The following is a 25,292-nucleotide window of genomic DNA, read 5'->3' on the forward strand; positions in this document are numbered from 1 at the left end:
GCCAGTGATAGCGCGACTTGATCGCACCGAGCTCCGACACGCACGCGGCAAGCCGGGCATCGAGCGCACCGTCTGAAAGCACCTTGGCGGTCTCGGCATCGGGCACCGTCGTCAGCATCAGCACCACGACAACCTCCATACCGCCGCGCCGCCGGCCGCACTGAACGACCCGGCACTCGACGCGCGCCGCGCGACGCGCCGCAAGCGCTTCATCGTGTTCTTCGCGGTCGTGCTGGTGGCCGCGCCCGCATGGATTGCGTACTGGCTGCTGAGCGACCGCTATTACGAAGACACCGACGACGCGTACGTCGCGGGCAGCATCGTCCAGGTCGCCGCGCAGATCCCCGGATCGGTGACCGACGTCGTGGTCGCCGATACGCAAGCCGTGCGCGCCGGCCAGACGCTCGTGAAACTCGACGACACCGAGGCGTCCGTCGCGTTCGCGCAGGCGAAGGCGCAGCTCGCACAGGCGGTGCGGCAGGTCGCGAACGCGAAGATCTCGGACACGATGTACGTCGAGGCCGTGAATGCGCGGCGCGCCGACCTGTCGCTCGCGCAGCGCGCGTTCGCCGCGCGCTCGGGTGCGTCGGTCGAGATCGTCGCACCCGAGGAGCTTGCGCGTGCGCGTGCGGCGGTCGCCGGTGCGCAGGCGAATCTCGCGGCCGCGCAGGCGCAGCTCGACGCGGCACGCGCGCTCGGCACCAAACTGCCTGTCGATGAAAGCCCGGGCGTCGTGCAGGCGGCCGCGCAGTTCAAGCTCGCGTACCGGAACCTGAAACGCACGACGATCGTCGCGCCTGTCGACGGCACGATCGGGCAGCGTTCGGTGCAGGTCGGCCAGCAGGTCGGCCCCGGCGTGCCGCTGATGTCGATCGTGCAACTCAACCAGCTGTGGATCGAGGCAAATTTCAAGGAAGGGCAGATTCGCCACATGCGCGTCGGGCAGCCGGTCGAGGTCGTGTCGGATCTGTATGGCTCGCGCGTGCGCTATCGAGGCCGCGTGCAGGGCTTCTCGGCGGGCACCGGCAGTGCGTTCTCGATGCTGCCGTCGCAGAACGCGGCCGGCAACTGGATCAAGGTCGTGCAGCGCGTGCCGGTCGTGATCGCGCTCGATGCGCGCGATCTTGCCGCGCATCCGCTGCGCGTCGGGCTGTCGATGCGCGCGACGGTCGACACGCACGACCGCAACGGCCACGCGCTCGACAGCGAGCCGCCCACACCGGCCGTCAGCACGCGCGTGCACGACGGCGTCGCGAGCGACGCGGAAAGCGCCGCCGCCGCGATCATCCGCGACAATCAGGGCGGGTAACGCCTGCCCAGGAGCGGGGAGGCCGGTCGCCACGACCGGCCCGCTCCCGGCGCGTCACGCCGCGCACGCAACCTTCCTGTCGTTTCCCGCCCGACTTTCGCATTTCCGCCATCGATGTCGGCGCTGTTCAAACGCGTGTCGCGTTTGAGACGTCGGCGCCCCTGCCTCCGGGACTACTCTCGAACAGCACGTTGCGCGTGTGCCGCATGAGCCGGCCCGCCGCGGCGCCATCCAACGAGACATGGAGACAATACGATGAGCAGCAATCGAGGTGTCGTCTATCTTGGGCCGGGCCAGGTCGAAGTCCAGAAAATCGATTATCCGAAGATGGTCGATCCGACCGGCCGCGCGATCGGCCACGGCGTGATCCTGAAAGTGGTCAGCACGAACATCTGCGGTTCCGACCAGCACATGGTGCGCGGCCGCACGACCGCGCCGGTCGGCCTCGTGCTCGGTCACGAGATCACGGGCGAGGTGGTCGAGATCGGTCGCGACGTCGAGACGCTGAAGCTCGGCGATCTCGTGTCGGTGCCGTTCAACGTGGCGTGCGGCCGCTGTGCGATGTGCAAGGACACGCATACGGGCGTGTGCCTGAACGTGAACCCGTCGCGTGCGGGCGGCGCGTATGGCTACGTCGACATGGGCGGCTGGATCGGCGGCCAGGCCGAATACGTGCTCGTGCCGTACGCGGATTTCAACCTGCTGAAATTCCCCGATCGCGATCAGGCGATGTCGAAGATCCGCGATCTGACCTGCCTGTCCGACATTCTGCCGACCGGTTATCACGGTGCGGTGAGCGCCGGCGTGAAGCCGGGCTCGACGGTCTATATCGCGGGCGCGGGCCCGGTCGGGATGGCGGCGGCCGCATCGGCACGCCTGCTCGGCGCGGCCGTGACGATCGTCGGCGACATGAACGCGGAACGCCTCGCGCACGCGAAGGCGATGGGCTTCGAGACGGTCGACCTGTCGAAGGACGCATCGCTCGGCGAGCAGATCGAGCAGATCCTCGGCGTGCCCGAGATCGACTGCGCGGTCGACTGCGTCGGCTTCGAGGCGCACGGCCACGGTTCGTCGGGCCATGCGGAAGAAGCGCCCGCGACGGTGCTGAACTCGCTGATGGAAATCACGCGTCCGGCCGGCGCGATCGGCATCCCGGGCCTGTACGTGACGGACGATCCGGGCGCGAAGGACAAGGCCGCGCAGCACGGCAGCCTGAGCATCCGCTTCGGCCTCGGCTGGGCGAAGTCGCATTCGTTCTTCACGGGCCAGACGCCGGTGCTGAAGTACAACCGCAACCTGATGCAGGCGATCCTGTTCGACCGGCTGCCGATCGCGAAGATCGTCAACGTCGAAGTGATCTCGCTCGACCAGGCGCCGGAAGGCTACAAGAAGTTCGACGGCGGCGCGCCGCGCAAATTCGTCATCGACCCGCACGGGTTGCTGGCGGCGTAACGCGACCGACCACCGCGCGGCAATCGAAGGGGCCGGGGCGTGCAAGCGCCCCGGCCCTTTGCGCGTTCGGGAAGCGCGCGCTCAGTGCCCGCGATCGAGCCGGGCGAGAAGCGCAAGCGTGAACGATCGACCGCGCGACATTCGCCCGGCTCCATTCACGGGGTGCGCTCCAGCGCGGCGTCGTACTGACCGCGGCAAGCCGCACCGTTCAGGCGTGCGCGCAGCAGCAGTGCATCCTGCGCGGCGCGTACGTTGGCCGCCTGTCCCTTCCACGCGGCCAGCGGCGGCTCCTGCAGCGCGCGTCCATATGAAAAGCTCAGCAGCCACGGGCGCCCGGCAACGCGATTCATCGCGTCGAGATGCGCCGTCGCTTCCTCGGGCGTTTGCCCACCGGACAGGAAGAAGATGCCGGGCACTTCGGCCGGCACGGTGCTGCGCAACAGGCGCACCGTCGCCTCCGCGACTTCGGCGGGGGCCGGCTGGGCGGTGTGAGTGCTGCCCGCGACGACCATGCTCGGCTTGAGCAACATGTGCGCCAGCACGACCCGGTGCCGGTGCAGTGCGTCGAACACGGCGTGCAGCACGGCGTCGGTCACTTGCGCGCAGCGGCCGATCGAATGATCACCGTCCATCAGCACTTCCGGCTCGACGATCGGCACGACGCCGGCTTCCTGGCAGATCGCCGCATAGCGCGCCAGCGCTTCGGCGTTTGCCTGGATCGCCGCATGGCCCGGCAGCGTGGCGGACACGTTGTACACCGCACGCCATTTCGCGAACCGCGCGCCTTGCCGCTGGTAGCCGTCGAGGCGCGCCGCAAGCCCATCGAGCCCTTGCGTGATTTCGTCGCCGGGCGCGAGCGCGAGCGGAATCTTGCCCGCGTCGACCTTGATGCCGGGCACGATCTGCTGGCGAGCGGCGAGTTCGGGCAACGGCGTGCCATCGTCCGCACATTGCCCGAGCGTCTCTTCATACAGGATCACGCCGCTGACGAATTCACCGAGGCCCGGCGTCGACAGCAACAGGGTGCGCCATGCGCGGCGGTTCTCTTCGGTCGATTCGACCGCGATCGTCTTGAAGCGCTTCGCGATGGTCGGCCCGCTTTCGTCGGCCGCCAGCAAGCCCTTGCCATCCTGAACGAGTGCCTGGATCGTCGCCTGGAGTGTGCTCTCGGTGCTCATGGAATCCCTCCGCTGAAACCGCCATGCGGCCGTGTCGACCGCCCGCTGTTCACTTCGTCACGCCGCCTTCCGATTTCATTCTTTGTCGCGCACCGGCCGGAACGCAAGGCGCGTGCCGTGCCTGGTGGGCACGCGCTCGGGTGGCATCGTCCGTGCCAGGGCGGATGCGTGTGCCGTTGCCGCGAGGCCAGCGCATCGATGGTCTGCATCGCGTGTTCGACCGATGGCGTCCGCTGTCGGACGTAGAACGGGCGGTGCCGGAAACGGGCCGCCCGTTTTTGCCGGGGAGGTGCACGAAGGGGCGGGCCACGTTCAATGGCCGCGATAGAGCTGCGCGATTTGCGTACCGTTGGCGGTGGTGCGTCGCGCATGCGCGGTGTGCACGCTCACACGGTGGAATGCGCGGTTGCGATGCGCGGCACTGCGACTGGCTTTCCAGTCCGCCAGGCGAACCGCGGTGGTGGCATGCGAGCGGTTGGGTGCATGCATGGCCGGCGCGGCTTGCGCGACCGTCGTCCGTCCTGCGGATTCAACGACATCCGGGTTGCCCTGTTGGGTGGCGACCGACTGGGTTCCGTCAGTCGAATGAAACGGATAGACGGGCGCCGGCAGGACCGGCAGCACGGGATCGTTCGACGCGTACGGGCCGGCATTGCTCGCCCTCGCGCCCGAACCATTCGACCCGCGACAAACGGGATCGGCCTTGCACGTCCGGTCGACTGTCACGTAGCCGCCGACCAGCAGCACGAGCGTCAGGATGCTCAGGATCGGCGCGCTCGATGCGCGCGGCCGCCGGAATGCCGCGTTGCGAAGCGCCCGCGCGATGCGCGACGACCACGTGTGAAAGGAGTGCGCCGCATGCGCGGCATGCGTGTCGTTCGATGCGACGCGAATCGGATCGAACGGCCAGTTCCACCGGCCGCAGACGGGGCAGTGCTCGAGCGCACGGAAAGCCACGAAGCCGCACTCCTTGCAGCGGAAGCTGGCCGTGCGCCGCGCTTCGGCTCGCGCGTTCAGGATCGCGCGCCAATCATCGCGCGTGCGCAGGGTGCGGTTGGGCAGGACTCGCATCGCAGGAAGCGGACGGGTGCCGTCAACGCGGCGAACGTTCGCCGGTCGTCTTGATCCTTTCCGGCAAGGCAGCCGATCGGCTCGTGCCGGAATCCGGCGGAGCGTGCGTCGTCGACGGTCGTTCGCATGCGGTGCTCATGAAGTTCTCCATGACGTCGGGTGCGCGGAACACGTTCGTCCGTGGTGGCCTACCGCTTCATTCTTGGTCGTCGACGCGTGAAACGCAAGGCGCACGCGGGCCGCCGTGATTCGTCAAATCCGCACTATCGGTCCTGCCGCTGCCGGGCCGCGAGCATCCCGATGGTCTGCATCGCATGCTCGACCGCCGGTGTCCACGGCCGGCCGTAATTGAGCCGAAGATAGCGGCGGAATCCGCCGGTCGCGGAAAAGAGCGGCCCCGGCGCGATGCTGACGCCGCTTTCCATCGCATCGCCGAACAGGTGCATCGCATCCACGCGCGGCGGCAGTTCGACCCACAGGAAATACCCGCCGAGCGGCGTGAACACTTCGGTGCCGGCGGGAAAATACGCGCGCACGGCCGCCAGCATTTGCGCCTGGTGCGCAGCGAGATTGCGGCGCAGCTTGCGCAGGAAGCGGTCGTACGCGCCGTCGCGCAGGTAGCTCGAAATCGCCATCTGCGCAGGCACGTCGGCCGCCGGCGCGCTCGCGCCTTTTGCCTGACGAATTTGCCGCACGTAGCGTCCGGCCGCGACCCAGCCGATCCGGAATCCGGGCGCGAGGCATTTCGAGAACGAACCGCAATGCAGGACGAGCCCGCTGTCGTCATACAGTTTGGCGGGGCGCGTGGGGACCGTCCCGAAATGCAGTTCGCCGTACACGTCGTCCTCGATCAGCGGCACGTTGCGAGCCGCGAGCAGGTCGATCAGCGCGCGCTTGCGCGCGTCGGTCAGCGTTGCGCCGGTCGGGTTGTGGAACGATGTCATGAACCAGCAGGCGCGCACCGGATGCGTGTCGAGCGCTTTCTCGAGCGCGTCGAGATCGAGGCCGGTGCGCGGGTCGACCGGAATCTCGACGGCCTTCAGGTGCAGGCGCTGCACGGCCTCCAGGACTGCATGAAACGCCGGTCGCTCGATCGCGACGATATCGCCCGGGCGCGTCAGCGCCTGCAGGCTGAGCGTCAGCGCTTCGAGCGCGCCGGTCGTGATGACGATCTCGTCCATCGGCAACGCCGCGCCCGCATTCAGGTAGCGCAGCGCGATCTGGCGGCGCAGCCCGTCGTGGCCGGGCGGCGCACCGGACAGCAGGGCCGTGCGATCCATGTTGCGGGCCGCCGACGCCATCGCGCGCCACAGGCTGCTCATCGGGAACAGTGAATAGCTGGCGAACGCCGAGCCGAGCGGAACGATGTCCTCGTATTTGAGCGAGTCGAGCAGCCGGAACAACGTATCGCCGTTCCCCGCTGGCGGGGCGGCCGGCTTGCGGGGCGGTTCATGGCCGAACCGCACGTGCTTGTCTTCGAGGTTCGCAACGAAATAACCGGACCGTGCACGCGCGACGATCAGACCCTCGCTTTCGAGCGCGTAGTACGCGCGAAACACGGTGGACGGGCTCACGCCATAGGCGCGGCACGCGGCTCGCACGGTGGGGATGCGCGCACCGGGGGCCAGGTCGCCGCGCCGGATGGCCTCGGCGATCGTCTGTGCCAGCGCCGCATATCGCTTCATGACAGCCCTCCGGGCGCGTGGGGCGTCGCTGAAAAAAGAGTAGCACGGCACCTGTCGCGCGCAATCCCGACGACGCGCTGATCCGCATGTTTTGCATGGCCTCTGATCCTTTTCTTTCGTCTGACGAGCGGGCATCCTAGAGCAAGCTTTGTTCCCGATGTCCGATCTACGGAGTACACGCCGCCTCGCGGCGGATCCGTAGCTCCCGCGCCCCCGTGCGGGACCTTGTCTGCGGCGTCCTCCTTACCTTTTCCGGAATCAATCAGCGTGAAATCGAAGACCCTCATGGCGGGCCTGATGGCCGGCCTCGCCCTCGGCCTATCCGGCGGCGCGGCACAAGCCGCCTGCATCAGCAATCCCGCCGCCCAGCCGAACACGACGTTTCCCGCCGCACTGACCGGCAAGCTCGTCTATCACAGCTACGTCAAGTACGGCGACGGCACGAGCCAGCTGTTCCTGTACGACTTCTCGGCCCATACGCTGACGCAACTGAGCAAGAGCACGTGGGGCATCACCGATCCGATGAACGGCGTGTTCAGTCCCGATGGCAAGTGGCTCGCATTCATGGGCATCAGCAACGGCGCGTGGAACGTGTTCATGCTGCAGCTCGGCGCCGGCACGCCGCCCGTCAACCTGACCAACAGCACGGGCGCCACGCGTAACGAGGATCCGAAATTCAGCGCGGACGGCAAGACGCTCGTGTTCAAGCAGAACGGCGACGTCAAGCAGGCCACGTTGTCGTACACGAGCGCAGGCCCGGTGTTCACGTCGGTCGTGAGCCTGACGAATGCGCCGGCCGGCGCCGAATACTCGATGCCGTACCTTTCGCCGGATTCGAGCGCCGTGTACTACGCGAGCGGCACCGGCGCGAACATGGGGCTGATGAAGCGCACGCTCGCGACCGGCGCAACGGCCGTGTTCGATAATCCGGCGGGCCTGCAGACCTACTATCCGATCGTGCGTGCGGACGGCACGGTGTTCTACGCGCGCTGGAAGGACACGAGCCAACTCGACCAGATCTACTCGAAGACCGCGGACCCGGCATCGACGCCGAATCAGTTGGCGCTCAACGACTGCATCAGCAACAACTCCGACCCCGCACCGGTGAGCGGCACGAACTACCTGTTCTTCTCGTCGACGACGGCGGGCGGCTATCAGCTCTACGTCGGCGACGTGACGACCGGCCAGCGCTGGAGCCTGTCGCAGTTCGGCGTGAACGCCGACACGACGAAGGCCAAGCTCGGGTCGAGCTACTACGGCGGCCCGGCTGCCGTACAGCCGACGCTGCTGTCGCAGGGGCATCCGGCTGCCGCATCGGCGAGCTACAACGCATCGCTCACACCCGACAAGGCGTTCGACGGCAACACCACGAGCACGCGCTGGGATTCGCCGGAAGGCGCGGGCGTCGATCCGCAATGGATCTCCGTGGATCTCGGTGCGACGAAGACGATCAACAGCATCGATCTCTACTGGGATGCGGGTGCGCTCGTGTACCAGATCCAGACGTCGAACGACAACGCGAACTGGACGACGATCTACTCGACGAACAACGGCGTGTCGTACGGCCACGTGACGCTGCCGAACCTGAACGGGCATGGCCGCTACGTGCGAATGGTTGGCACCAAGCGCGCGACGCAGTGGGGTTACTCGCTCGACGAAATGCAGGTGTGGGGATCGTAAGCGCAAAGAAAAAAGCGACCGTCGAGGTCGCTTCTTTTTCGTCGATCGCTGCGTGGCTCACGCATGCAGCACATGCGCCGGAAAGGCCGGCCCGGCGCTCGCCGCACCCTGCGCAAGCGGCGCGACCTGCTTGCGGCGCTCGCGGGTCGGCGCGACGCCGAACGCGTCGCGATAGCTCTTGCTGAAGTGGCACGCCGACTGGAAGCCGCACGCCATCGTGATGTGCATGATCGACATGTCGGTCTGCAGCAGCAGTTCGCGCGCGCGGCGCAGCCGCAGCGTCAGGTAGTAATGAGTGGGCGTCATGCCGAGGTGTTCGCGGAACAGGCGCTGCAGTTGTCGCTGCGACATGTTCGCGAGCCGCGCGAGCTCCTCGCGTGACAGCGGCTCCTCGATGTTGTTCTCCATCAGCGAGATCACTTCGAACAGCGACTTGTTTGCAGAGCCGAGGCGTGCGACGAGCGGCATGCGTTGCTGTGCGCTCGTATCGCGCACGTGTTCGACGATGAACTGCTCGGCGATCTGCGTGACGCGCGCGGTGCCCACGCGCGCGGCGATCAGGTTCAGCATCATGTCGAGCGGCGCGACGCCGCCCGTGCACGTGATGCGGTCACGGTCGATCACGAACAGTTCCTTCAGGAAGCGCGTGTCCGGAAACTCTTCCTTCAGCGCCGACATGTTCTCCCAGTGGATCGCGCATGCGTAGCCCGCGAGCAGCCCCGACTTCGCGAGTGCATAGGTGCCCGTGCACAGGCTGCCGAGCGGGATGCCCGAGCGCGCGAAACGGCGCAGCGTCGACAGATGAGCAGGCGTGGTCGCACGCTGTACATCGACGCCGCCGCATACGAACACGATGTCGGGTTGTCCCACGCATTCGGCCGGGCCGGTATCGACCGTCAGCCCGTTGCTCGCGGTGACCGGGCCGCCATCCGGGCTGATGACCGACCAGCGGTAGAGCGGCTGGCCGCTCAGGTAGTTCGCCATCCGAAGCACCTCGATCGCATTGGTGAACGCGATCATCGTGAAATTCGGTAACGGCATGAACGCGAAGTGGGACAGCGACGCTGTGCGGTCGGGCGACATGGGGAGCGTTCCTAGAATCTCTAATAGCTTTGAGCCCGAGGCACGGATCGGGCAGCGGTATTGTGTGAGCCAGCGCAACAAGCGTGCCATACGGCTAAACCCTAGCTCCATACGTTGTATGGCTGAAAGCCGCATGCTGCACTGCACCGAATTCGTGATGTGTTGCACCCCGACCGGGCGGCAATCGCACCGCCGGCGTGCCTGTTCATAGGTGAACTGCCGGAGGCCTTTTGCTTGGTCATCCGAAAAAGCACGACCGGTCACTTGTATAAAACGGACGCGGATGGCGGAAAAGGCAAAGAACGCGTCTAAATTCATCAATCCGCCGAAAATCCGAACGACAAGAATAGAGCCGTCGGCAGCCTTGAACGGGACGAGCGGGAAACCCAGGCAGGGCGGGCCTTGAGCTTCGGTTTCAGCCCCTTATTCTTCGTCACGGACGCACTATGTCGAACACCCAGCCTTTCTTCTCGCAGCCCCTTGCCGAGCGCGACGCGCCGGTGCGCAGCGCCATCCTGAAGGAACTCGAGCGTCAGCAGTCGCAGGTCGAGCTGATCGCGTCGGAAAACATCGTGTCGCGCGCCGTGCTCGAGGCGCAGGGCTCGGTGCTGACCAACAAGTACGCGGAAGGCTATCCCGGCAAGCGTTACTACGGTGGCTGCGAGTTCGCGGATGAAGTCGAGGCGCTGGCAATCGAGCGCGTCAAGCAGATCTTCAATGCCGGCTATGCGAACGTGCAGCCGCACTCGGGTGCGCAGGCGAACGGCTCGGTGATGCTCGCGCTGGCCAAGCCGGGCGACACGGTGCTCGGCATGTCGCTCGACGCGGGCGGCCACCTGACGCACGGCGCGAAGCCGGCGCTGTCGGGCAAGTGGTTCAACGCGGTCCAGTACGGCGTGAACCGCGACACGATGCTGATCGACTACGACCAGGTCGAAGCGCTCGCGCACGAGCACAAGCCGAACCTGATCATCGCCGGCTTCTCGGCCTACCCGCGTGCGCTCGACTTCGCGCGCTTCCGTGCGATCGCCGACAGCGTCGGCGCGAAGCTGATGGTCGACATGGCGCACATCGCCGGCGTGATCGCCGCGGGCCGTCACGCGAACCCGGTCGAGCATGCGCACGTCGTCACGTCGACCACCCACAAGACGCTGCGCGGCCCGCGCGGCGGCTTCGTGCTGACCAACGACGAGGACATCGCGAAGAAGATCAACTCGGCGGTGTTCCCCGGCCTGCAGGGCGGCCCGCTGATGCACGTGATCGCCGGCAAGGCCGTCGCGTTCGGCGAAGTGCTGCAAGCGGACTTCAAGACCTACATCGACAACGTGCTCGCGAACGCGCAGGCGCTCGGCGAAGTGCTGAAGGCGGGCGGCGTCGATCTCGTCACGGGCGGCACCGACAACCACCTGCTGCTGGTCGACCTGCGCCCGAAGGGCCTGAAGGGCGCGCCGGTCGAACAGGCGCTGGAGCGTGCGGGCATCACCTGCAACAAGAACGGCATTCCGTTCGACACCGAGAAGCCGACCGTCACGTCGGGCATCCGCCTCGGCACGCCGGCCGGCACGACGCGCGGCTTCGGCGTCGCGGAATTCCGCGAGGTGGGCCGCCTGATCCTGGAAGTGTTCGACGCGCTGCGCGCGAACCCGGAAGGCGATCACGCAACCGAACAGCGCGTGCGCCGCGAGATCTTCGCGTTGTGCGAACGCTTCCCGATCTATTGATCCCACCGACCCGACAATACTGGAGCAACACATGAGCACGCTGCATCAAGACAGCATCATCATCGACGGGCTGAACATCTCGAAGTTCGAGAAGCCGGTGTTCGAAGACATGCGCAAGGGTGGCATCACCGCCGCGAACTGCACGGTGTCGGTGTGGGAGAACTTCACCAAGACCGTCGACAACATCGGCGTGATGAAGAAGAAGATCCGCGACAACAGCGAGCTGCTGACGCTGGTGCGCACGACGGACGACATCTTCCGCGCGAAGAAGGAAGACAAGACCGGCGTGATCCTCGGCTTCCAGAACGCGCATGCGTTCGAGGACAACATCGGCTACATCGAAGCGTTCGCCGACATGGGCGTGCGCGTCGTGCAGCTCTGCTACAACACGCAGAACCTGGTCGGCACCGGCTGCTACGAGCGCGATGGTGGCCTGTCGGACTTCGGCCGCGAAGTGATCACCGAGATGAACCGCGTCGGCATCATGGTCGACCTGTCGCACGTGGGCGGCAACACGTCGTCGGAAGCGATCGCGTTCTCGAAGAAGCCGGTGTGCTACTCGCACTGCCTGCCGTCGGGGCTGAAGGAGCATCCGCGCAACAAGAGCGACGAACAGCTGAAGGAGATCGCCGATGCAGGCGGCTTCGTCGGCGTGACGATGTTCGCGCCGTTCCTGAAGCGCGGGATCGAAGCGAACATCGACGACTACATCGAGGCGATCGACTACGTCGTGAACCTGATCGGCGAAGACGCGGTCGGGATCGGCACGGATTTCACGCAGGATTACGCGAAGGAATTCTTCGACATGCTGACGCATGACAAGGGCCGCTATCGCCAGCTGACGAATTTCGGCAAGGTGATCAACCCGGACGGCATCCGCACGATCGGCGAATTCCCGAACCTGACGGCCGCGATGGAGCGCCACGGCTGGAAGGAGTCGCGTATCCGCAAGATCATGGGCGAGAACTGGGTGCGCGTGTTCAAGGACGTGTGGGGCGCATAAGCGCCGCGAACGCCGAACCCCCGCCAGCGATTCAACATTAAAAAAATCGGGACGTGCCCGTGCAAGCCGCACGGGCGCGCGGACGATGTCGCGCCTGCGCACTGAGCCGCGCGGCCACTTTCCTCACGGAGTCACCACGATGCAACCGCAACTGCCGATCAACGTCGATCCCGATACCGGCGTCTGGACCACCGATGCGCTGCCGATGCTGTACGTGCCGCGCCACTTCTTCACGAACAACCACGTCGCCGTCGAGGAAGCGCTCGGCGTCGAAGCGTATGCCGAGATCCTCTACAAGGCCGGCTACAAGTCCGCTTACCACTGGTGCGACAAGGAAGCGAAGCTGCACGGCCTGACCGGCATGGCGGTATTCGAGCACTACCTGAAGCGCCTGTCGCAGCGCGGCTGGGGCCTGTTCTCGATCATCGAGGCCGACCCGGCCAGCGCGCGCGCGAAGATCGAGCTGCGCCACTCGTCGTTCGTGCTCCAGCAGCCGGGCAAGGAAGGCAAGCTCTGCTACATGTTCGCGGGCTGGTTCGCCGGCGCGATGGACTGGGTCAACGACACGACGCCGGAAGGCAAGGGCGCACCGCGTGCGCAATCGAAGGAAGTGCAGTGCGCGGCCGAGCATCACGACCACTGCGTCTTCGAAGTGTCGCCCATCGCGCACTGACGCACTGATTCACCGAAACACAACAACACCCGCAACACGAGACATTCGAACGCCAGAGGTCGCCAGCGATGCGTTATCCCCACCTGTTCAAACCCATGCAGCTGAACCAGCTGACGCTGCGCAACCGGATCGTCAGCACCGCGCATGCGGAGGTGTATGCCGAGCCGGGCGGCCTGCCGGGCGACCGCTATATCCGCTACTACGAAGAAAAGGCGAAGGGCGGCGTGGGCCTCGCGATCTGCGGCGGGTCGAGCCCGGTGTCGATCGACAGCCCGCAGGGCTGGTGGAAATCGGTGAACCTGTCGACCGACAAGATCATCGATCCGCTCACGCGCCTCGCCGATACGATGCACAAGCACGGCGCGAAGATCATGATCCAGGCGACGCACATGGGCCGTCGCTCGTCGTTCCACGGCGAGCACTGGCCGCACCTGATGTCGCCGTCGGGCGTGCGCGAACCCGTGCACCGCGGTAACGCGAAGATCATCGAGATCGAGGAAATCCGCCGCATCATAGGCGATTTCGCGGCAGCGGCGAAGCGCGTGAAGGCGGCCGGCATGGACGGCATCGAAATCTCGGCCGCTCACCAGCACCTGATCGACCAGTTCTGGAGCAAGCGTTCGAACCACCGCACCGATGAATGGGGCGGCAGCCTGGAGAACCGCCTGCGCTTCGGCATCGAAGTGCTGACGGCCGTGCGCGAGGCGGTGGGCAAGGATTTCTGCGTCGGCCTGCGCATGTGCGGCGACGAATTCCACGAGGACGGCCTCGATCACGAAGCGCTGAAGGAAATCGCGCAGGCGATGTCGGAGACGGGCCTGATCGACTACCTGAGCGTGGTCGGCTCGGGCGGCGACACGCACAACACGATCGCCAACTGCATGCCGCCGATGGCGCTGCCGCCGGAGCCGTTCGTGCATCTCGCGGCCGGCATCAAGTCGGTCGTGAAGATTCCGGTGATGCACGCGCAGAGCATCCGCGATGCGGGCCAGGCCGAGCGCCTGCTCGCGACCGGCATGATCGACCTGGTCGGCATGACGCGCGCGCAGATCGCCGATCCGCACATGGTGATCAAGATCCGCGACGGCCGCGAAGACGAAATCAAGCAGTGCGTCGGCGCCAACTACTGCATCGACCGCCAGTACAACGGCCTCGACGTGCTGTGCATCCAGAACGCGGCGACGTCGCGCGAAGCGACGATGCCGCACATCATCGAGAAATCGCGCGGCCCGAAGCGCAAGGTCGTGGTGGTGGGCGCCGGCCCGGCGGGCCTCGAGGCGGCGCGTGTCGCGAAGCTGCGCGGCCACGACGTGGTGCTGTTCGAGAAGAATGCCGAAGTGGGCGGCCAGGTGATGATCGCCGCGAAGGCGCCGCAGCGCGAACAGATGTCGGGGATCATCCGCTGGTTCGACATGGAAACGAAGCGCCTGGGCGTCGACCGCCGGCTCGGCGTGGCCGCCGACGAGAAGATGATCATGGCCGAGAAGCCGGACATCGTCGTGCTCGCGACGGGCGGGTCGAGCTTCACGTGGCAGGTGCCGGGCTGGGGCGTGGCCGAGGGGCTGGCCGTCAGCTCGTGGGACATCCTGACCGGCAAGGTCGAGCCGAAGCAGAACGTGCTGCTGTTCGACGGCGTGAGCACGCATGCCGGCGCGGGCGTGGCCGACTTCATGGCGAGCCGCGGCTCGAAGGTCGAGGTCGTCACGCCGGACGTGAAGGTCGCCGACGATTGCGGCGGCACGACGTTCCCGATCTTCTATCGCCGCCTGTACGCGTTCGGCGTGATCCCGACGCCGAACACGATGCTCGATCGCGTCTATGAAGAGGACGGCAAGCTGATCGCCGTGCTGCGCAACGAGTACACGGAAGAACTGGAAGAACGCGCGGTCGACCAGGTGGTGATCGAGAACGGTTCGTCGCCGAACGACGAGCTGTACTGGAAGCTCAAGCCGGAATCGGTGAACCGCGGCCAGATCGATCCGCACACGCTGTTCGCGGCCGAGCCGCAGCCGTGCCTGTCGGAAGAACTCGGCAATGGCCGTTTCCTGCTGTTCCGTGTCGGCGACTGCATCTCGATGCACAACGTCCACGGCGCGATCTACGACTCGCTGCGTCTCGTGAAGGATTTCTAAACGATGAATCCGTCCTTCCTCATTACCGCCCTGTTGTGGCTGTCGGTGGCGGGGCTCGCGTTCGCGGTCGCGAAGCGCTCGTCCTACTGGCGTCTGGGCCGCGCCACCGCGCCCGGCTCGTTCGGCGTCGCGAACCTGTTCGCGATCCCGAAGCGCTACTTCGTCGACCTGCACCATGTGGTCGCCCGTGACCCGTACATCGCGAAGACGCACGTCGCGACGGCCGGCGGCGCGATCGGCGCGCTCGCGCTGGTGTTCATCAACTACGGCCTCGCGATCTACTCGCCGTGGCTCGACAAGCTGATCTTCCTGTCGGCGCTCGCGATGCTGGTCGGCGCGGTGTTCGTGTGGCGCCGGCGCGCGGCGAAGGACGTGCCGGCCCGCCTGTCGCGCGGCCCGTGGAATACGCTGCCCTGGCTGCTCGGCTCGTTCGCGCTCGGCCTCGTGCTGTTCATGCTGGTGCCGACCGGCGCGATGTCGGGTGCGTTCGCGGTGCTCTGCGCCGTGCTGATCGGTGTCGGTGCCTTCACGATGACGGTCGGCGCCGCGAAGGGCGGCCCGATGAAGCATGCGATCGCAGGTCTCCTGCACCTGGCCTTCCACCCGCGCCAGGAGCGTTTCGCGGCCACCCGCGAATCGTTCACGGGCAACGGCACGGCCACGCCGCCGACCGCGCTGAAGCTGCCGGACATCGAGCATCAGGAGTACGGCGTCGAGAAGCCGGTCGAATTCCGCTGGAACCAGCTGCTGAGCTTCGACGCCTGCGTGCAGTGCGGCAAGTGCGAAGCCGCGTGCCCCGCGTTCGCGTCGGGCCAGCCGCTGAACCCGAAGAAGCTGATCCAGGATCTGGTCGTCGGGATGGCGGGCGGCACCGATGCGGCCTACGCGGGCAGCCCGTCGCCGGGCCTCGCGGTCGGCCAGCACCGCGGCGAGCCGAACGGCCCGATCGTGTCGGGCCTGATCGAGGAGCAGACGCTGTGGTCGTGCACGACCTGCCGCGCATGTGTGCAGGAATGCCCGATGCTGATCGAGCACGTCGACGCGATCGTCGACATGCGCCGCAACCGCACGCTCGTACACGGCACGGTGCCGGGCAAGGGCCAGGAAGTGCTCGCGAACCTGCGCGAGACGGGCACGATGGGCGGCTACGACACGGCTGCGCGCTACGACTGGTCGGTCGACCTGAGCGCGCCCGTCGCACAACCGGGCAAGCCGGTCGACGTGCTGTTCGTCGCGGGCGAAGGTGCGTTCGACATGCGTTACCAGCGCACGCTGCGCGCGTTCGTCAAGGTGCTGAACAAGGCGGGTGTGGACTACGCGGTGCTCGGCTCGACCGAAACCGATACGGGCGACGTTGCGCGCCGGCTCGGCGACGAAGCGACGTTCCAGCAGATGGCGAAGCGCCTGATCGGCACGCTCGGCACGCTGTCGTACAAGCAGATCGTGACGGCCGACCCGCACGTGATGCACAGCCTGCGCAACGAATACCGTGCGCTCGGGCTGCGCGTGACGGTCAAGCACCACACGACCTACCTCGCCGAACTGGCCGAGAGCGGCAAGATCGCGCCGAAGGCCGTCGACGCGCTGCGCGAGAAGCGCACCACGTATCACGACCCGTGCTACCTCGGCCGCTACAACGGCGAGACGGAAGCGCCGCGCAAGCTGCTGAAGACGATCGGCATCCAGGTCGTCGAGATGGAGCGCAACGGCATGCGCGGCCGCTGCTGCGGCGGTGGCGGCGGTGCGCCGCTGACCGACATCCCCGGCAAGCAGCGCATTCCCGACATCCGCATCGCCGACGCACGCACGATCGGTGCGGACGTGGTCGCGGTTGCCTGCCCGAACTGCACGGCGATGCTCGAAGGCGTCGTGGGCCCGCGCCCCGACGTGCTCGACGTGGCCGAACTCGTCGCCGCCTCGCTGGAGTGAATCGATGAATACGATCAAACGAATCGATCCGCGCCGGCCGTTCATCATCACGGCCGCGGGCCTGAAGCGCATCACGCTCGGCGAGGAAGGCAGCGCCGACGCGAACGCCGCGCAATGGTCCGCGCACGGTCATGGCGCGGCGGCCGCGAAGCCGCGCCGCGCGGTGCAGGATCCGAAGCACGTGATGCTGGTGGTCGCGCACGGTGAACGCGGTGCGCTCGACGATCATTCGCGGCAGGCAATCGCTGCCGCCGCGCTGCTCGCCGATGCGCATACCGAAGTCGCGCTGCTCGCATTTGGCGAACTGAAGGACGACGTGGCCGAACTGGGCGTCGACAAGCTGCTGGAACTCGCCGGTTTCGATCGGCGCGCGTTCGACCCTGAAAGCGAATTGCAAGCACTTCAGGCCTGTGTGGCGGCGCTCGCGCCGAAACACGTGTTCGTCCCCGACAACGCGACGGGCGACGGCGATCTCGGCCGGCGTTACGCCGCGGCCGCGGGCGCGAGCGTCGCGACGCACGTCGTCGAGCTCGACGGCAGGCATGTCGGCACGTATGCGCAGGCCGGGCGCGCGTTTGCCACCCGTGCGCTGCCCGACGTGATCCTGCTCGCGCAGAACGCGGTCGACGCGAAGCTGCCGTTCGTCGGCGCGGGCGAGCGTCTCGCCGCCGACTTCATCCGCCCGGCCCATGACGCCGCGCAGCCGTACCGCGATCTCGGCCTCGACGAAATCGATGCGGCGCAGGTCGCGCTCGAGGAAGCCGATTTCATCGTGTCGGCCGGCAACGGCGTGTCCGACATCGGCGCGTTCGAGCGGCTGGCCGGTGCGTTCGGCGCGGCGATCGGTGCGAGCCGCGTCGCGGTCGACAACGGCCACTTCACGCGCGACAAGCAGGTCGGCGCCACCGGCAAGACGGTCGAGGCGAGCGTGTACATCGCGTTCGGCATCTCGGGCGCGGTGCAGCACCTGCAGGGGATCAAGGACTGCCGCCACGTGATCGCGGTGAACCTCGACGGCAGCGCACCGATCGCGAAGCGCGCGAACCTGACGGTGGTCGGCGACGCGCAGGGCACGATCGCGGCCTTGATCGAACAGGTGCAGGCCGCGCGCGCCGCGCGTGGCGAATCGCCGGCCGCGGTCGGCACCCGTGAACCGGAAGGAGTTGCCGCATGAACGCCCCCCGCCCCCTGCAACGCATTGCGGTGCTCGTGTCCGTCGGCCGCCATCCGGTCAGCGGCGTCGCGCGCTATAGCCGCAACGACGCGGCCGCGCTCGAAACCGGCCGCCAGCTTGCCGAGCGGCATCACGCGAAGCTCGACGTGATCCATGCGGGCGACCCCGCGAATGCAGCGCTGGCCGAATACCTCGCGCTCGGCGCACGGGAGGTCGAAGTGCTGGCCTGTCGCGACGGCGACGATGCCGTGCATGCGCTTGCCGCGCGCGTCGAGGACTACGACCTCGTGCTGACCGGCACGCGCGCCGAGGGCGCGTACGACACCGGCATGCTCCCGTATCGCATCGCCGCGACGCTCGGCTATCCGCTGGTCGGCTCGGCCGTCGACGTGACGGTCGAAGGTGGCCGCGTGGCCGTCCGGCAATTCTTGCCGAAAGGGCTGCGGCGGCGCGTCGACGCGGCGCTGCCGGCCGTCGTCGCCGTCCATCCGCTCGCCAATGCCGAGCCGAGCTACGCGTACGCAAGGCTGCGTGCCGGCGCGATCCGGCCCGCGCTCGCGGCGCCCGGCGCGGACGCCGACGCGGCCGCGTGGACGGTCGGTCCGGTCGAGCGTAAACCCGTAAAGCTGGTCGCCGCCGAGAAGCGCTCCGGGCATGCCCGGATGCTGTCCGCGACGACGACCGAAAGCCGTGGCGGCAACGTCGTAAATGAAGGGAGTTCGGTCGAAAAAGCACAAGTGATCCTCGCGTATTTGCGCGAGCATCAGCTCATCGACTACTGATTTTGATGCCTGTCGGCAAGAACCCAGGGATGCAAGGAATCCGGAGCAAACGATGAAAGTATCGGCAGACATTCGTGCATTGATCGAGCGGCGCAAGGAAGGGCACAGCCTCGAAGCGCCGTTCTACACGAGCGAGGACATCTTCGCGCTCGACATGGAGGCGATTTTCCGCCAGCACTGGATCCAGGTGGCGATCGAACCGGACATTCCGGAACCGGGCGACTACGTGACCGTGGAACTGGGGAACGATTCGATCCTGATCGTGCGCGACGACGACATGGCGATCCGCGCGTTCCACAACGTATGCCGTCACCGCGGCGCGCGCCTGTGCAACGAAGACAAGGGCTCGGTCGGCAACATCGTGTGCCCGTACCACAGCTGGACCTACAACCTGACGGGCCAGCTGATGTTCGCCGAGCACATGGGCGAGAAGTTCGACCGCTGCAAGCACAGCCTGAAGTCGGTGCACGTCGAGAACCTCGCGGGCCTGATCTTCATCTGCCTCGCCGAGGAGCCGCCCACCGACTTTGCGCAGCTGCGCGCCGAGATGGAGCCGTACCTGCTGCCGCATGATCTGCCGAACACGAAGATCGCCGCGCAGATCGACATCATCGAGGAAGGCAACTGGAAGCTCACGATGGAGAACAACCGCGAGTGCTATCACTGCGTCGCGAACCATCCGGAGCTCACCATCTCGCTGTACGAATACGGTTTCGGCTACCAGCGCTCCGACGCCAACGCCGAAGGCATGGATGCGTTCGCGGAAACATGCGTACGACGCGGGAAGGAGTGGGCCGAGATGGGCCTGCCGTCCGAAGAGATCGAGAAGCTGCTCGACGTGACGGGTTTCCGCACGCAGCGCCTGCCGCTCGACCGTCACGGCGAATCGCAGACGCTCGATGCGAAGGTCGCGTCGAAGAAGCTGCTCGGCGGCTTCGACAAGGCCGACCTCGGCGGGCTGTCGTTCTGGACGCAGCCGAACTCGTGGCACCACTTCATGAGCGATCACATCGTGACGTTCTCGGTGATCCCGCTGTCGGCCGGCAAGACGCTCGTGCGCACGAAGTGGCTCGTGCACAAGGACGCGAAGGAAGGCATCGATTACGACGTGAAGAACCTCACGGCCGTGTGGAACGCGACCAACGACCAGGATCGCGCGCTCGTCGAATTCTCGCAGCGCGGCGCGACCAGCAGCGCGTACGAGCCGGGCCCGTATTCGCCGTTCACGGAAGGTCTCGTCGAAAAATTCTCGGCCTGGTACATCGGCCGACTCGCCGAAAAAACCGGCGAATAAGCGTACAGCAGCGGACAAGCGGAGCTAGACATGATGCGAGATGCGGCCAACTTCGAGCCGACGGACAGCCGGGTGACGCGCCCGGCGTTCTGGAATGGCCTTCCCGAGCGCTGGACGAGCGACGTCGAGGAAACGCTGGTGTGCTGCCACGTGCGGCAGGAAACGCACGACGTGAAGAGTTTCTTCTTCCGTTCGCCGCAGGGCCGCTCGTTCTCGTTCGAGCCCGGGCAGTTCCTCACGCTCGAGCTCGACATCGACGGCGAAACGATCAACCGCTGCTACACGATCTCGTCGTCGCCCGCGCGGCCGCACACGGTGTCGATCACGGTGAAGCGCGTGCCGGGCGGCAAGGTGTCGAACTGGTTGCACGACAACCTGCAGCCGGGCGCGCCGGTGCGCGTGCTCGGCCCGGCCGGCGAATTCACGTGCGCACGGCATCCGGCGCGCAAGTACCTGTTCCTGTCGGCTGGCTCGGGCGTCACGCCGCTGATGTCGATGAGCCGCGCGCACCATGATCTCGCCGAGGATCGCGACATCCTGTTCGTGCACAGCGCGCGCACGCCGGACGACATCATCTTCGCGCGCGAGCTCGACCTGATCGCGTCGAACCACACGAACTTCCGCACGTCGTTCGTCGTCGAGCGCGTCGGTGCCCGCACCAACTGGCCGGGCGTCACGGGTTTCCTGACGTTGCCGCTGCTGAAGCTGATCGCACCGGATTTCATGGAGCGCGAAATCTTCACGTGCGGCCCCGCGCCGTACATGAAGGCCGTGCGCGACCTGCTCGACGAAGCCGGCTTCGATCGCAAGCAGTATCACGAGGAGAGCTTCTCGTTCGAAACGCTCGCGCAAACCGCGAGCGACGAGCTGCTCGCCGATCTCGCCCCGCCGGCTGAAGGCGCCGACACCGACACGAAGCAGTACACGGTCAGCTTCGCAAAGAGCAATCGCGAGATTTCGTGCGGCTCGGAGCAGCACGTGCTGGATGCGGCGCGCCAGTCGGGCGTGCGGCTGCCGGCCTCGTGCACGCAGGGCATGTGCGGCACCTGCAAGGTGAAGCTCGTGTCGGGGCAGGTGGAAATGAAGCACAACGGCGGCATCCGCCAGCGCGAGATCGACCAGGGGATGGTGCTGCTGTGCTGCAGCAAGCCGCTGTCGGATCTCGTGATCGACAAGTAGTCGCAACACGCCATCGGCTGTCCGGACGCGTCGCGCCCGGACAAGCATCCGTCGGAAAACAACGATACCGCGGATTTGTGGTTGAAGAACCTAGAGAGACAACGCGCGCAGGCGCACATCAAGGAGATCGACCATGAAGCTGTTCGGAAAACTGTTGTGGACCGGCGCACTGTCGGCAATGGTGGCGCTGAGCGCGTCGGCACTCGCCGATACGAAGCCCACGCTGAAGATCGGCTACGTCGAAGGCTGGGACGACAGCGTGGCGACGTCGAACGTCGCGGCGCGCGTGATCGAGAAGAAGCTCGGTTACCAGGTTCAGCTCGTGCCGGTCGCCGCCGGGATCATGTGGCAGGGTGTTGCGCGCGGCGATCTCGACGCAACGCTGTCCGCGTGGTTGCCGGTCACGCACGGCTCGTACTGGGACGAGTACAAGGCCAAGGTCGTCGACCTCGGCGCCAATTTTCCTGATGCAAAGATCGGCCTGATCGTGCCCGCGTACGTGAAGGCGAAAAGCATCGACGACCTGAACGCGGAGAAGGGCAGCTTCGGCGGCCGGATCGTCGGCATCGATGCCGGTGCCGGCGTGATGCGCAAGACCGACGACGCGATCAAGAGCTACGGGCTGAACTACACGCTGATGCCGAGTTCGGGCAGCGCGATGACGGCCGAGCTGTCGCGTTCGGTCAATGCGAACAAGCCGGTCATCGTGACGGGCTGGGCGCCGCACTGGATGTTCGCGAAGTGGAAGCTGCGCTTCCTCGAGGATCCGAAGAAGGTGTTCGGCGGCGCGGAGCACGTCGACAGCGTCGTGAATCCGGGGCTCGAAACGAAGGCGAAGCCGGTGGTCGCCTTCCTGAAGAAATTCCAGTGGAAGCCGGGTGAAATCGACAGCGTGATGCTGGCGATCCAGAACGGCTCGAAGCCCGATGCGGCCGCCGATGCGTGGATCGCCGCGCACGCGGATCGCGTGAATGCGTGGACGGAAGGCGCGCAGTAAACCGCGACGATACGACGCAATAAAACTACGACGAGACAGTCCGGGATTGATCGAAAGGATGCCGAAATAATCGCACTGCGATGCGGTCATATCCCGGAATTATTTTTTTGATTCTGCAAGAAAGCCCGTAAATTGTTACACTACGGCCCTTGTGCGGAGTCATCTGCTTTGCATCGGACCAGAGTAAGCGCTGAAGCGCTAACTCTGCTCGAGAGGAGGAATTGGATGAGTCAGGCAGGACTGCGTGCGAACCGCACCAGTGATGTTGAGGCAACCATCTCACATGATTCGACGGGCCACACGCTGCATCGTGGCCTGACTTGGAAAGACGCTTTTTGGGTGACGAGCGGCGTGCCGGCTGGCGTGCTGTTCACGATCGGCGGCGTATGCGCGACGATCGGCCAGCCCGCGTGGGCGATCTGGATCGCCGCGATCACGATGGGGCTGGTTCAAAGCGCGACTTATGCGGAAATATCGGGGCTATTTCCCCATAAATCGGGCGGCGCGTCCGTGTACGGCGCGATCGGCTGGGTCCGTTACAGCAAGCTGATCGCCCCGGTTTCCGTGTGGTGCAACTGGCTCGCGTGGTCGCCGATGCTCGCGCTCGGCTGCGGCCTCGCGGCGAGCTATGCGCTCACGAGTCTCTTTCCCGCCGACGCGGCGGTGCTGCACTGGCAGCTCAAGGTTGCGGATCTCGGGTTCATCAAGCCGGGTCTGTCCCTGCGGATCAATGCGACGTTCATCATCGCGACGATCCTGCTTCTCATTACGTTCAAGCTTCAGCACAGCGGTGCATCGAAGGCTGCGCGTACGCAGCGCATTCTCGGCATCGCGTCGCTCACGCCGCTGTTGATCGTCGGCATCGTGCCGTTCATCACGGGCGACGTGCCGATGTCGAACCTGCTCCCGCTGCTGCCGCTCGGTCACGACGCGCACGGCAATCTCACGGCCGCGACGTTCGGCTCGTGGAACGGGCAGGGCGTCACGATGGCGCTCGGTGCGATGTTCATGGCCGGCTGGGCGTCGTACGGCTTCGAGACGGCCGTCTGCTACACGCGTGAATTCCGCGATCCGCGTCGCGATACCGCCAAGGCGATCTTCTGGTCGGGCGCACTGTGTCTCGTCGTGATGACGCTCGTGCCGATGGCGTTCCAGGGCGCGCTCGGCACGCAGGCGATGCTCGATCCGTCGATCGGCGACGGCACCGGCGTCGCGGCCGCGATGGCGAAGATCGTCGGCGGTGGTGCGTGGGTCGCGAATGCGGTCGTCGTGATGCTGATGCTGTCGATCCTGCTGATCGTGATGACGTCGATGATGGGCTCGTCGCGCACGCTGTACCAGGCATCGGTCGACGGCTGGCTGCCCAAGTACCTGTCGCACGTGAACGAGCACGGCTCGCCCACGCGCGCGATGTGGACTGATCTCGGCTTCAACCTCGTGTTGCTGATGATGTCGGACTACATGACGGTGCTGTCGATCTCGAACGTCTGTTACATGCTGTTCGTATTCCTGAATCTTCAGTCGGGCTGGATCCACCGGATGGATCGCGGCAACTGGGATCGGCCGTTCCGCTGCCCGACGTGGCTGCTGGTCGGCGGCTCGATCTGCGGGTACGCGAACCTCGTCTATGTCGGCGCGGGTGCGAATCTGCAGGGCGACGGTACGCTGCGCAACGGGCTGATCGCGATGCTGCTGATCGTGCCGGTGTTCCTGTTCCGCCACTACTGGCAGGATCGCGGCCGTTTCCCCGCGCAGATGCAGCGCGACATGGAACTCGAAGTGCCGAAGCGCGCGATGTGGCTGAACCTGATGCCTTACGTTGCGCTGATCGGTGCGGGGCTGACGATCTGGTTGTCGTATTACTTCGCGTGGGTGAAGTGACGAGGTAATACGTGCGTGCCGCAGCACGCGATGGCTCCGGAAACCGCACACGGGGCCGTCGCGCGACTGCGGCGCGTCATACGCGATAATGCCGGCATGACAGGATGCCTGCCGCCGGGAAATCGTGATGCCGTGTTCCACCTGCCTGACATTCCCGGTGCCCACATCGAACTACGATGAGGTCGCGGTGAATGAACCCATGCAGTCCGAGCTTTATCGCTGCCGTGCGTGCGGTCAACTGATCCGCACGGGTGCGCTGGAACGCAGCGCGTCCTATCTCTCGTCCGCGGACGCCGGGCAGCAGTTTCCCGGCTTCGATCCATCGACACCCTGATCGGTCCGGCGTATGTCATTCCCGGAGTCTGGCCACGCAACCGGGCATGGCCGCTTGATTTTGAGAATGATCGGTTCTAATATCGACACCCATGAGCCCGACCTCGATATCCTCCGGCGCCCGCGACCGGGGGCGCCCACGCGAATTCGACACCGATGAGGTGATCGACGCCGCTGCGCGCGTGTTCTGGGAGCAGGGATATCACGCGACGTCGATCGACGCGTTGTGCGAGGCGACCGGCGTCTTTCGCGGCAGCCTGTACCGCACGTTCGGCGACAAGCACGGGCTGCTGGTCGCCGCGTTCGACCGCTATGCGGAAGGTGCGATCGCGCGGCTCAAGGAGCGTCTCGCGGCGGATCTGCCGCCGCGGCAGGCCCTCAGGGAGGCGCTCCTGTACTACACGGAAATCGGTGTGAGGCTGTCGGAGCGACGCGGCTGCTTCATCACGAATTCGGCCGTCGAACTCCTGCCCGGCGACGACACACTGCGCCCGTACATCGAATCGACGCTGCTGCGCATCGGCACGCAATTCAGCCTGGTCATCGCGCGCGGCCAGCAGTCGGGCGATTTCGACCGGAATCTCGATCCGGAAGAGGTGGGCCGGTTCCTGCTGTGCCTGATCCAGGGCATGCGCGTGTTGGGCAAGTCGAGTGCGTCGGAGGCGGAGCTGGCATCGATCGTCGAAATCGCGATGCGGGCGCTGATCTGATTTTTTTTGATTATTTTGAGAATGAT

21 protein-coding genes are annotated in these 25,292 nt (G+C 66.1%); 16 read left to right on the top strand and 5 right to left on the bottom strand.

The features are described 5' to 3' along the window. Positions 1 to 139 (bottom strand): divalent cation tolerance protein CutA (cutA, locus tag G3N99_RS08330; RefSeq protein WP_206122136.1); only part of this gene is annotated, 139 nt, incomplete at its 3' end. Between the two features lie 21 nt (positions 140 to 160). Between cutA and G3N99_RS08335 the strand changes: the two genes are divergently transcribed. Both G3N99_RS08335 and fdhA read left to right on the top strand, forming a co-directional pair. Next, complete coding sequence (locus tag G3N99_RS08335; protein ID WP_241011538.1) at positions 161 to 1,309, top strand: efflux RND transporter periplasmic adaptor subunit; 1,149 nt, start codon at positions 161 to 163, stop codon at positions 1,307 to 1,309. Between the two features lie 255 nt (positions 1,310 to 1,564). After that, positions 1,565 to 2,761 carry a formaldehyde dehydrogenase, glutathione-independent gene (gene fdhA, locus G3N99_RS08340; protein WP_206122121.1) on the top strand — a complete coding sequence of 399 codons (1,197 nt, stop codon included), beginning with the start codon at positions 1,565 to 1,567 and terminating at the stop codon, positions 2,759 to 2,761. A 155-nt stretch (positions 2,762 to 2,916) separates the two neighbouring features. Here the strand turns inward: fdhA and G3N99_RS08345 are convergent, their stop codons facing one another. The 3 genes from G3N99_RS08345 to G3N99_RS08355 form a co-directional block, all read right to left on the bottom strand. Next, a complete protein-coding gene (locus G3N99_RS08345) occupies positions 2,917 to 3,939 on the bottom strand; it encodes a class I fructose-bisphosphate aldolase (RefSeq protein ID WP_206122122.1) in 1,023 nt (340 codons plus the stop codon). Between the two features lie 312 nt (positions 3,940 to 4,251). Then, positions 4,252 to 5,010 carry a hypothetical protein gene (locus G3N99_RS08350; protein ID WP_206122123.1) on the bottom strand — a complete coding sequence of 253 codons (759 nt, stop codon included), beginning with the start codon at positions 5,008 to 5,010 and terminating at the stop codon, positions 4,252 to 4,254. A gap of 263 nt (positions 5,011 to 5,273) precedes the next feature. Then, positions 5,274 to 6,695: a PLP-dependent aminotransferase family protein gene (locus tag G3N99_RS08355; protein WP_206122124.1), complete on the bottom strand. Its 1,422-nt coding sequence runs from the start codon at positions 6,693 to 6,695 to the stop codon at positions 5,274 to 5,276. 267 nt (positions 6,696 to 6,962) lie between these two features. On the opposite strand from G3N99_RS08355, the gene G3N99_RS08360 reads away from it, so the two are divergent. Then, a complete protein-coding gene (locus tag G3N99_RS08360; protein ID WP_206122125.1) occupies positions 6,963 to 8,375 on the top strand; it encodes a discoidin domain-containing protein in 1,413 nt (470 codons plus the stop codon). Positions 8,376 to 8,432: 57 nt separating this feature from the next. Here G3N99_RS08360 and G3N99_RS08365 read toward each other — a convergent pair whose 3' ends face one another. After that, entirely contained in the window at positions 8,433 to 9,548 is a 1,116-nt protein-coding gene (locus G3N99_RS08365) for a GlxA family transcriptional regulator (protein ID WP_174936429.1), read from the bottom strand. Between the two features lie 356 nt (positions 9,549 to 9,904). Here G3N99_RS08365 and G3N99_RS08370 point away from each other — a divergent pair, with 356 nt between their 5' ends. From G3N99_RS08370 to G3N99_RS08425, 13 genes are all read left to right on the top strand, one after another. Next, positions 9,905 to 11,179, top strand: a complete 1,275-nt coding sequence (locus tag G3N99_RS08370; RefSeq protein ID WP_174931263.1) for a serine hydroxymethyltransferase — start codon at positions 9,905 to 9,907, stop codon at positions 11,177 to 11,179. Between the two features lie 31 nt (positions 11,180 to 11,210). Further along, complete coding sequence (locus G3N99_RS08375; RefSeq protein ID WP_059551363.1) at positions 11,211 to 12,182, top strand: dipeptidase; 972 nt, start codon at positions 11,211 to 11,213, stop codon at positions 12,180 to 12,182. A gap of 139 nt (positions 12,183 to 12,321) precedes the next feature. Then, complete coding sequence (locus G3N99_RS08380; protein ID WP_006488993.1) at positions 12,322 to 12,855, top strand: DUF5943 domain-containing protein; 534 nt, start codon at positions 12,322 to 12,324, stop codon at positions 12,853 to 12,855. A 68-nt stretch (positions 12,856 to 12,923) separates the two neighbouring features. After that, complete coding sequence (locus tag G3N99_RS08385; protein WP_021160633.1) at positions 12,924 to 14,987, top strand: NADH:flavin oxidoreductase; 2,064 nt, start codon at positions 12,924 to 12,926, stop codon at positions 14,985 to 14,987. 3 nt (positions 14,988 to 14,990) lie between these two features. Then, positions 14,991 to 16,916, top strand: coding sequence for a (Fe-S)-binding protein (locus tag G3N99_RS08390; RefSeq protein WP_206122126.1), 1,926 nt, complete (start codon positions 14,991 to 14,993; stop codon positions 16,914 to 16,916). A 4-nt stretch (positions 16,917 to 16,920) separates the two neighbouring features. Beyond that, on the top strand, positions 16,921 to 18,090 hold the full coding sequence (locus G3N99_RS08395) for an electron transfer flavoprotein subunit alpha/FixB family protein (RefSeq protein ID WP_206122127.1): 1,170 nt from the start codon (positions 16,921 to 16,923) through the stop codon (positions 18,088 to 18,090). Continuing rightward, entirely contained in the window at positions 18,087 to 18,872 is a 786-nt protein-coding gene (locus G3N99_RS08400; protein ID WP_206122128.1) for an electron transfer flavoprotein subunit beta/FixA family protein, read from the top strand. Before G3N99_RS08395 ends, G3N99_RS08400 begins: the two co-directional genes overlap by 4 nt. A gap of 52 nt (positions 18,873 to 18,924) precedes the next feature. Then, positions 18,925 to 20,166, top strand: a complete 1,242-nt coding sequence (locus G3N99_RS08405) for an aromatic ring-hydroxylating dioxygenase subunit alpha (RefSeq protein WP_174938947.1) — start codon at positions 18,925 to 18,927, stop codon at positions 20,164 to 20,166. Positions 20,167 to 20,196: 30 nt separating this feature from the next. Further along, positions 20,197 to 21,345, top strand: coding sequence for a hybrid-cluster NAD(P)-dependent oxidoreductase (locus tag G3N99_RS08410; RefSeq protein WP_174936446.1), 1,149 nt, complete (start codon positions 20,197 to 20,199; stop codon positions 21,343 to 21,345). Between the two features lie 133 nt (positions 21,346 to 21,478). Continuing rightward, a complete protein-coding gene (locus tag G3N99_RS08415) occupies positions 21,479 to 22,342 on the top strand; it encodes a glycine betaine ABC transporter substrate-binding protein (protein ID WP_043180436.1) in 864 nt (287 codons plus the stop codon). Positions 22,343 to 22,567: 225 nt separating this feature from the next. Next, positions 22,568 to 24,223 carry an APC family permease gene (locus G3N99_RS08420; RefSeq protein WP_174936448.1) on the top strand — a complete coding sequence of 552 codons (1,656 nt, stop codon included), beginning with the start codon at positions 22,568 to 22,570 and terminating at the stop codon, positions 24,221 to 24,223. A gap of 199 nt (positions 24,224 to 24,422) precedes the next feature. Next, the gene (locus tag G3N99_RS42360; protein ID WP_277396344.1) at positions 24,423 to 24,557 is read left to right on the top strand and encodes a hypothetical protein; all 135 of its coding nucleotides are present in this window, start codon (positions 24,423 to 24,425) and stop codon (positions 24,555 to 24,557) included. Between the two features lie 91 nt (positions 24,558 to 24,648). Then, positions 24,649 to 25,266 carry a TetR/AcrR family transcriptional regulator gene (locus tag G3N99_RS08425; protein ID WP_206122129.1) on the top strand — a complete coding sequence of 206 codons (618 nt, stop codon included), beginning with the start codon at positions 24,649 to 24,651 and terminating at the stop codon, positions 25,264 to 25,266. Positions 25,267 to 25,292 lie beyond the last annotated feature (26 nt).

Source organism: Burkholderia sp. Ac-20392 (assembly GCF_017104585.1).
Taxonomy (GTDB): domain Bacteria; phylum Pseudomonadota; class Gammaproteobacteria; order Burkholderiales; family Burkholderiaceae; genus Burkholderia; species Burkholderia lata.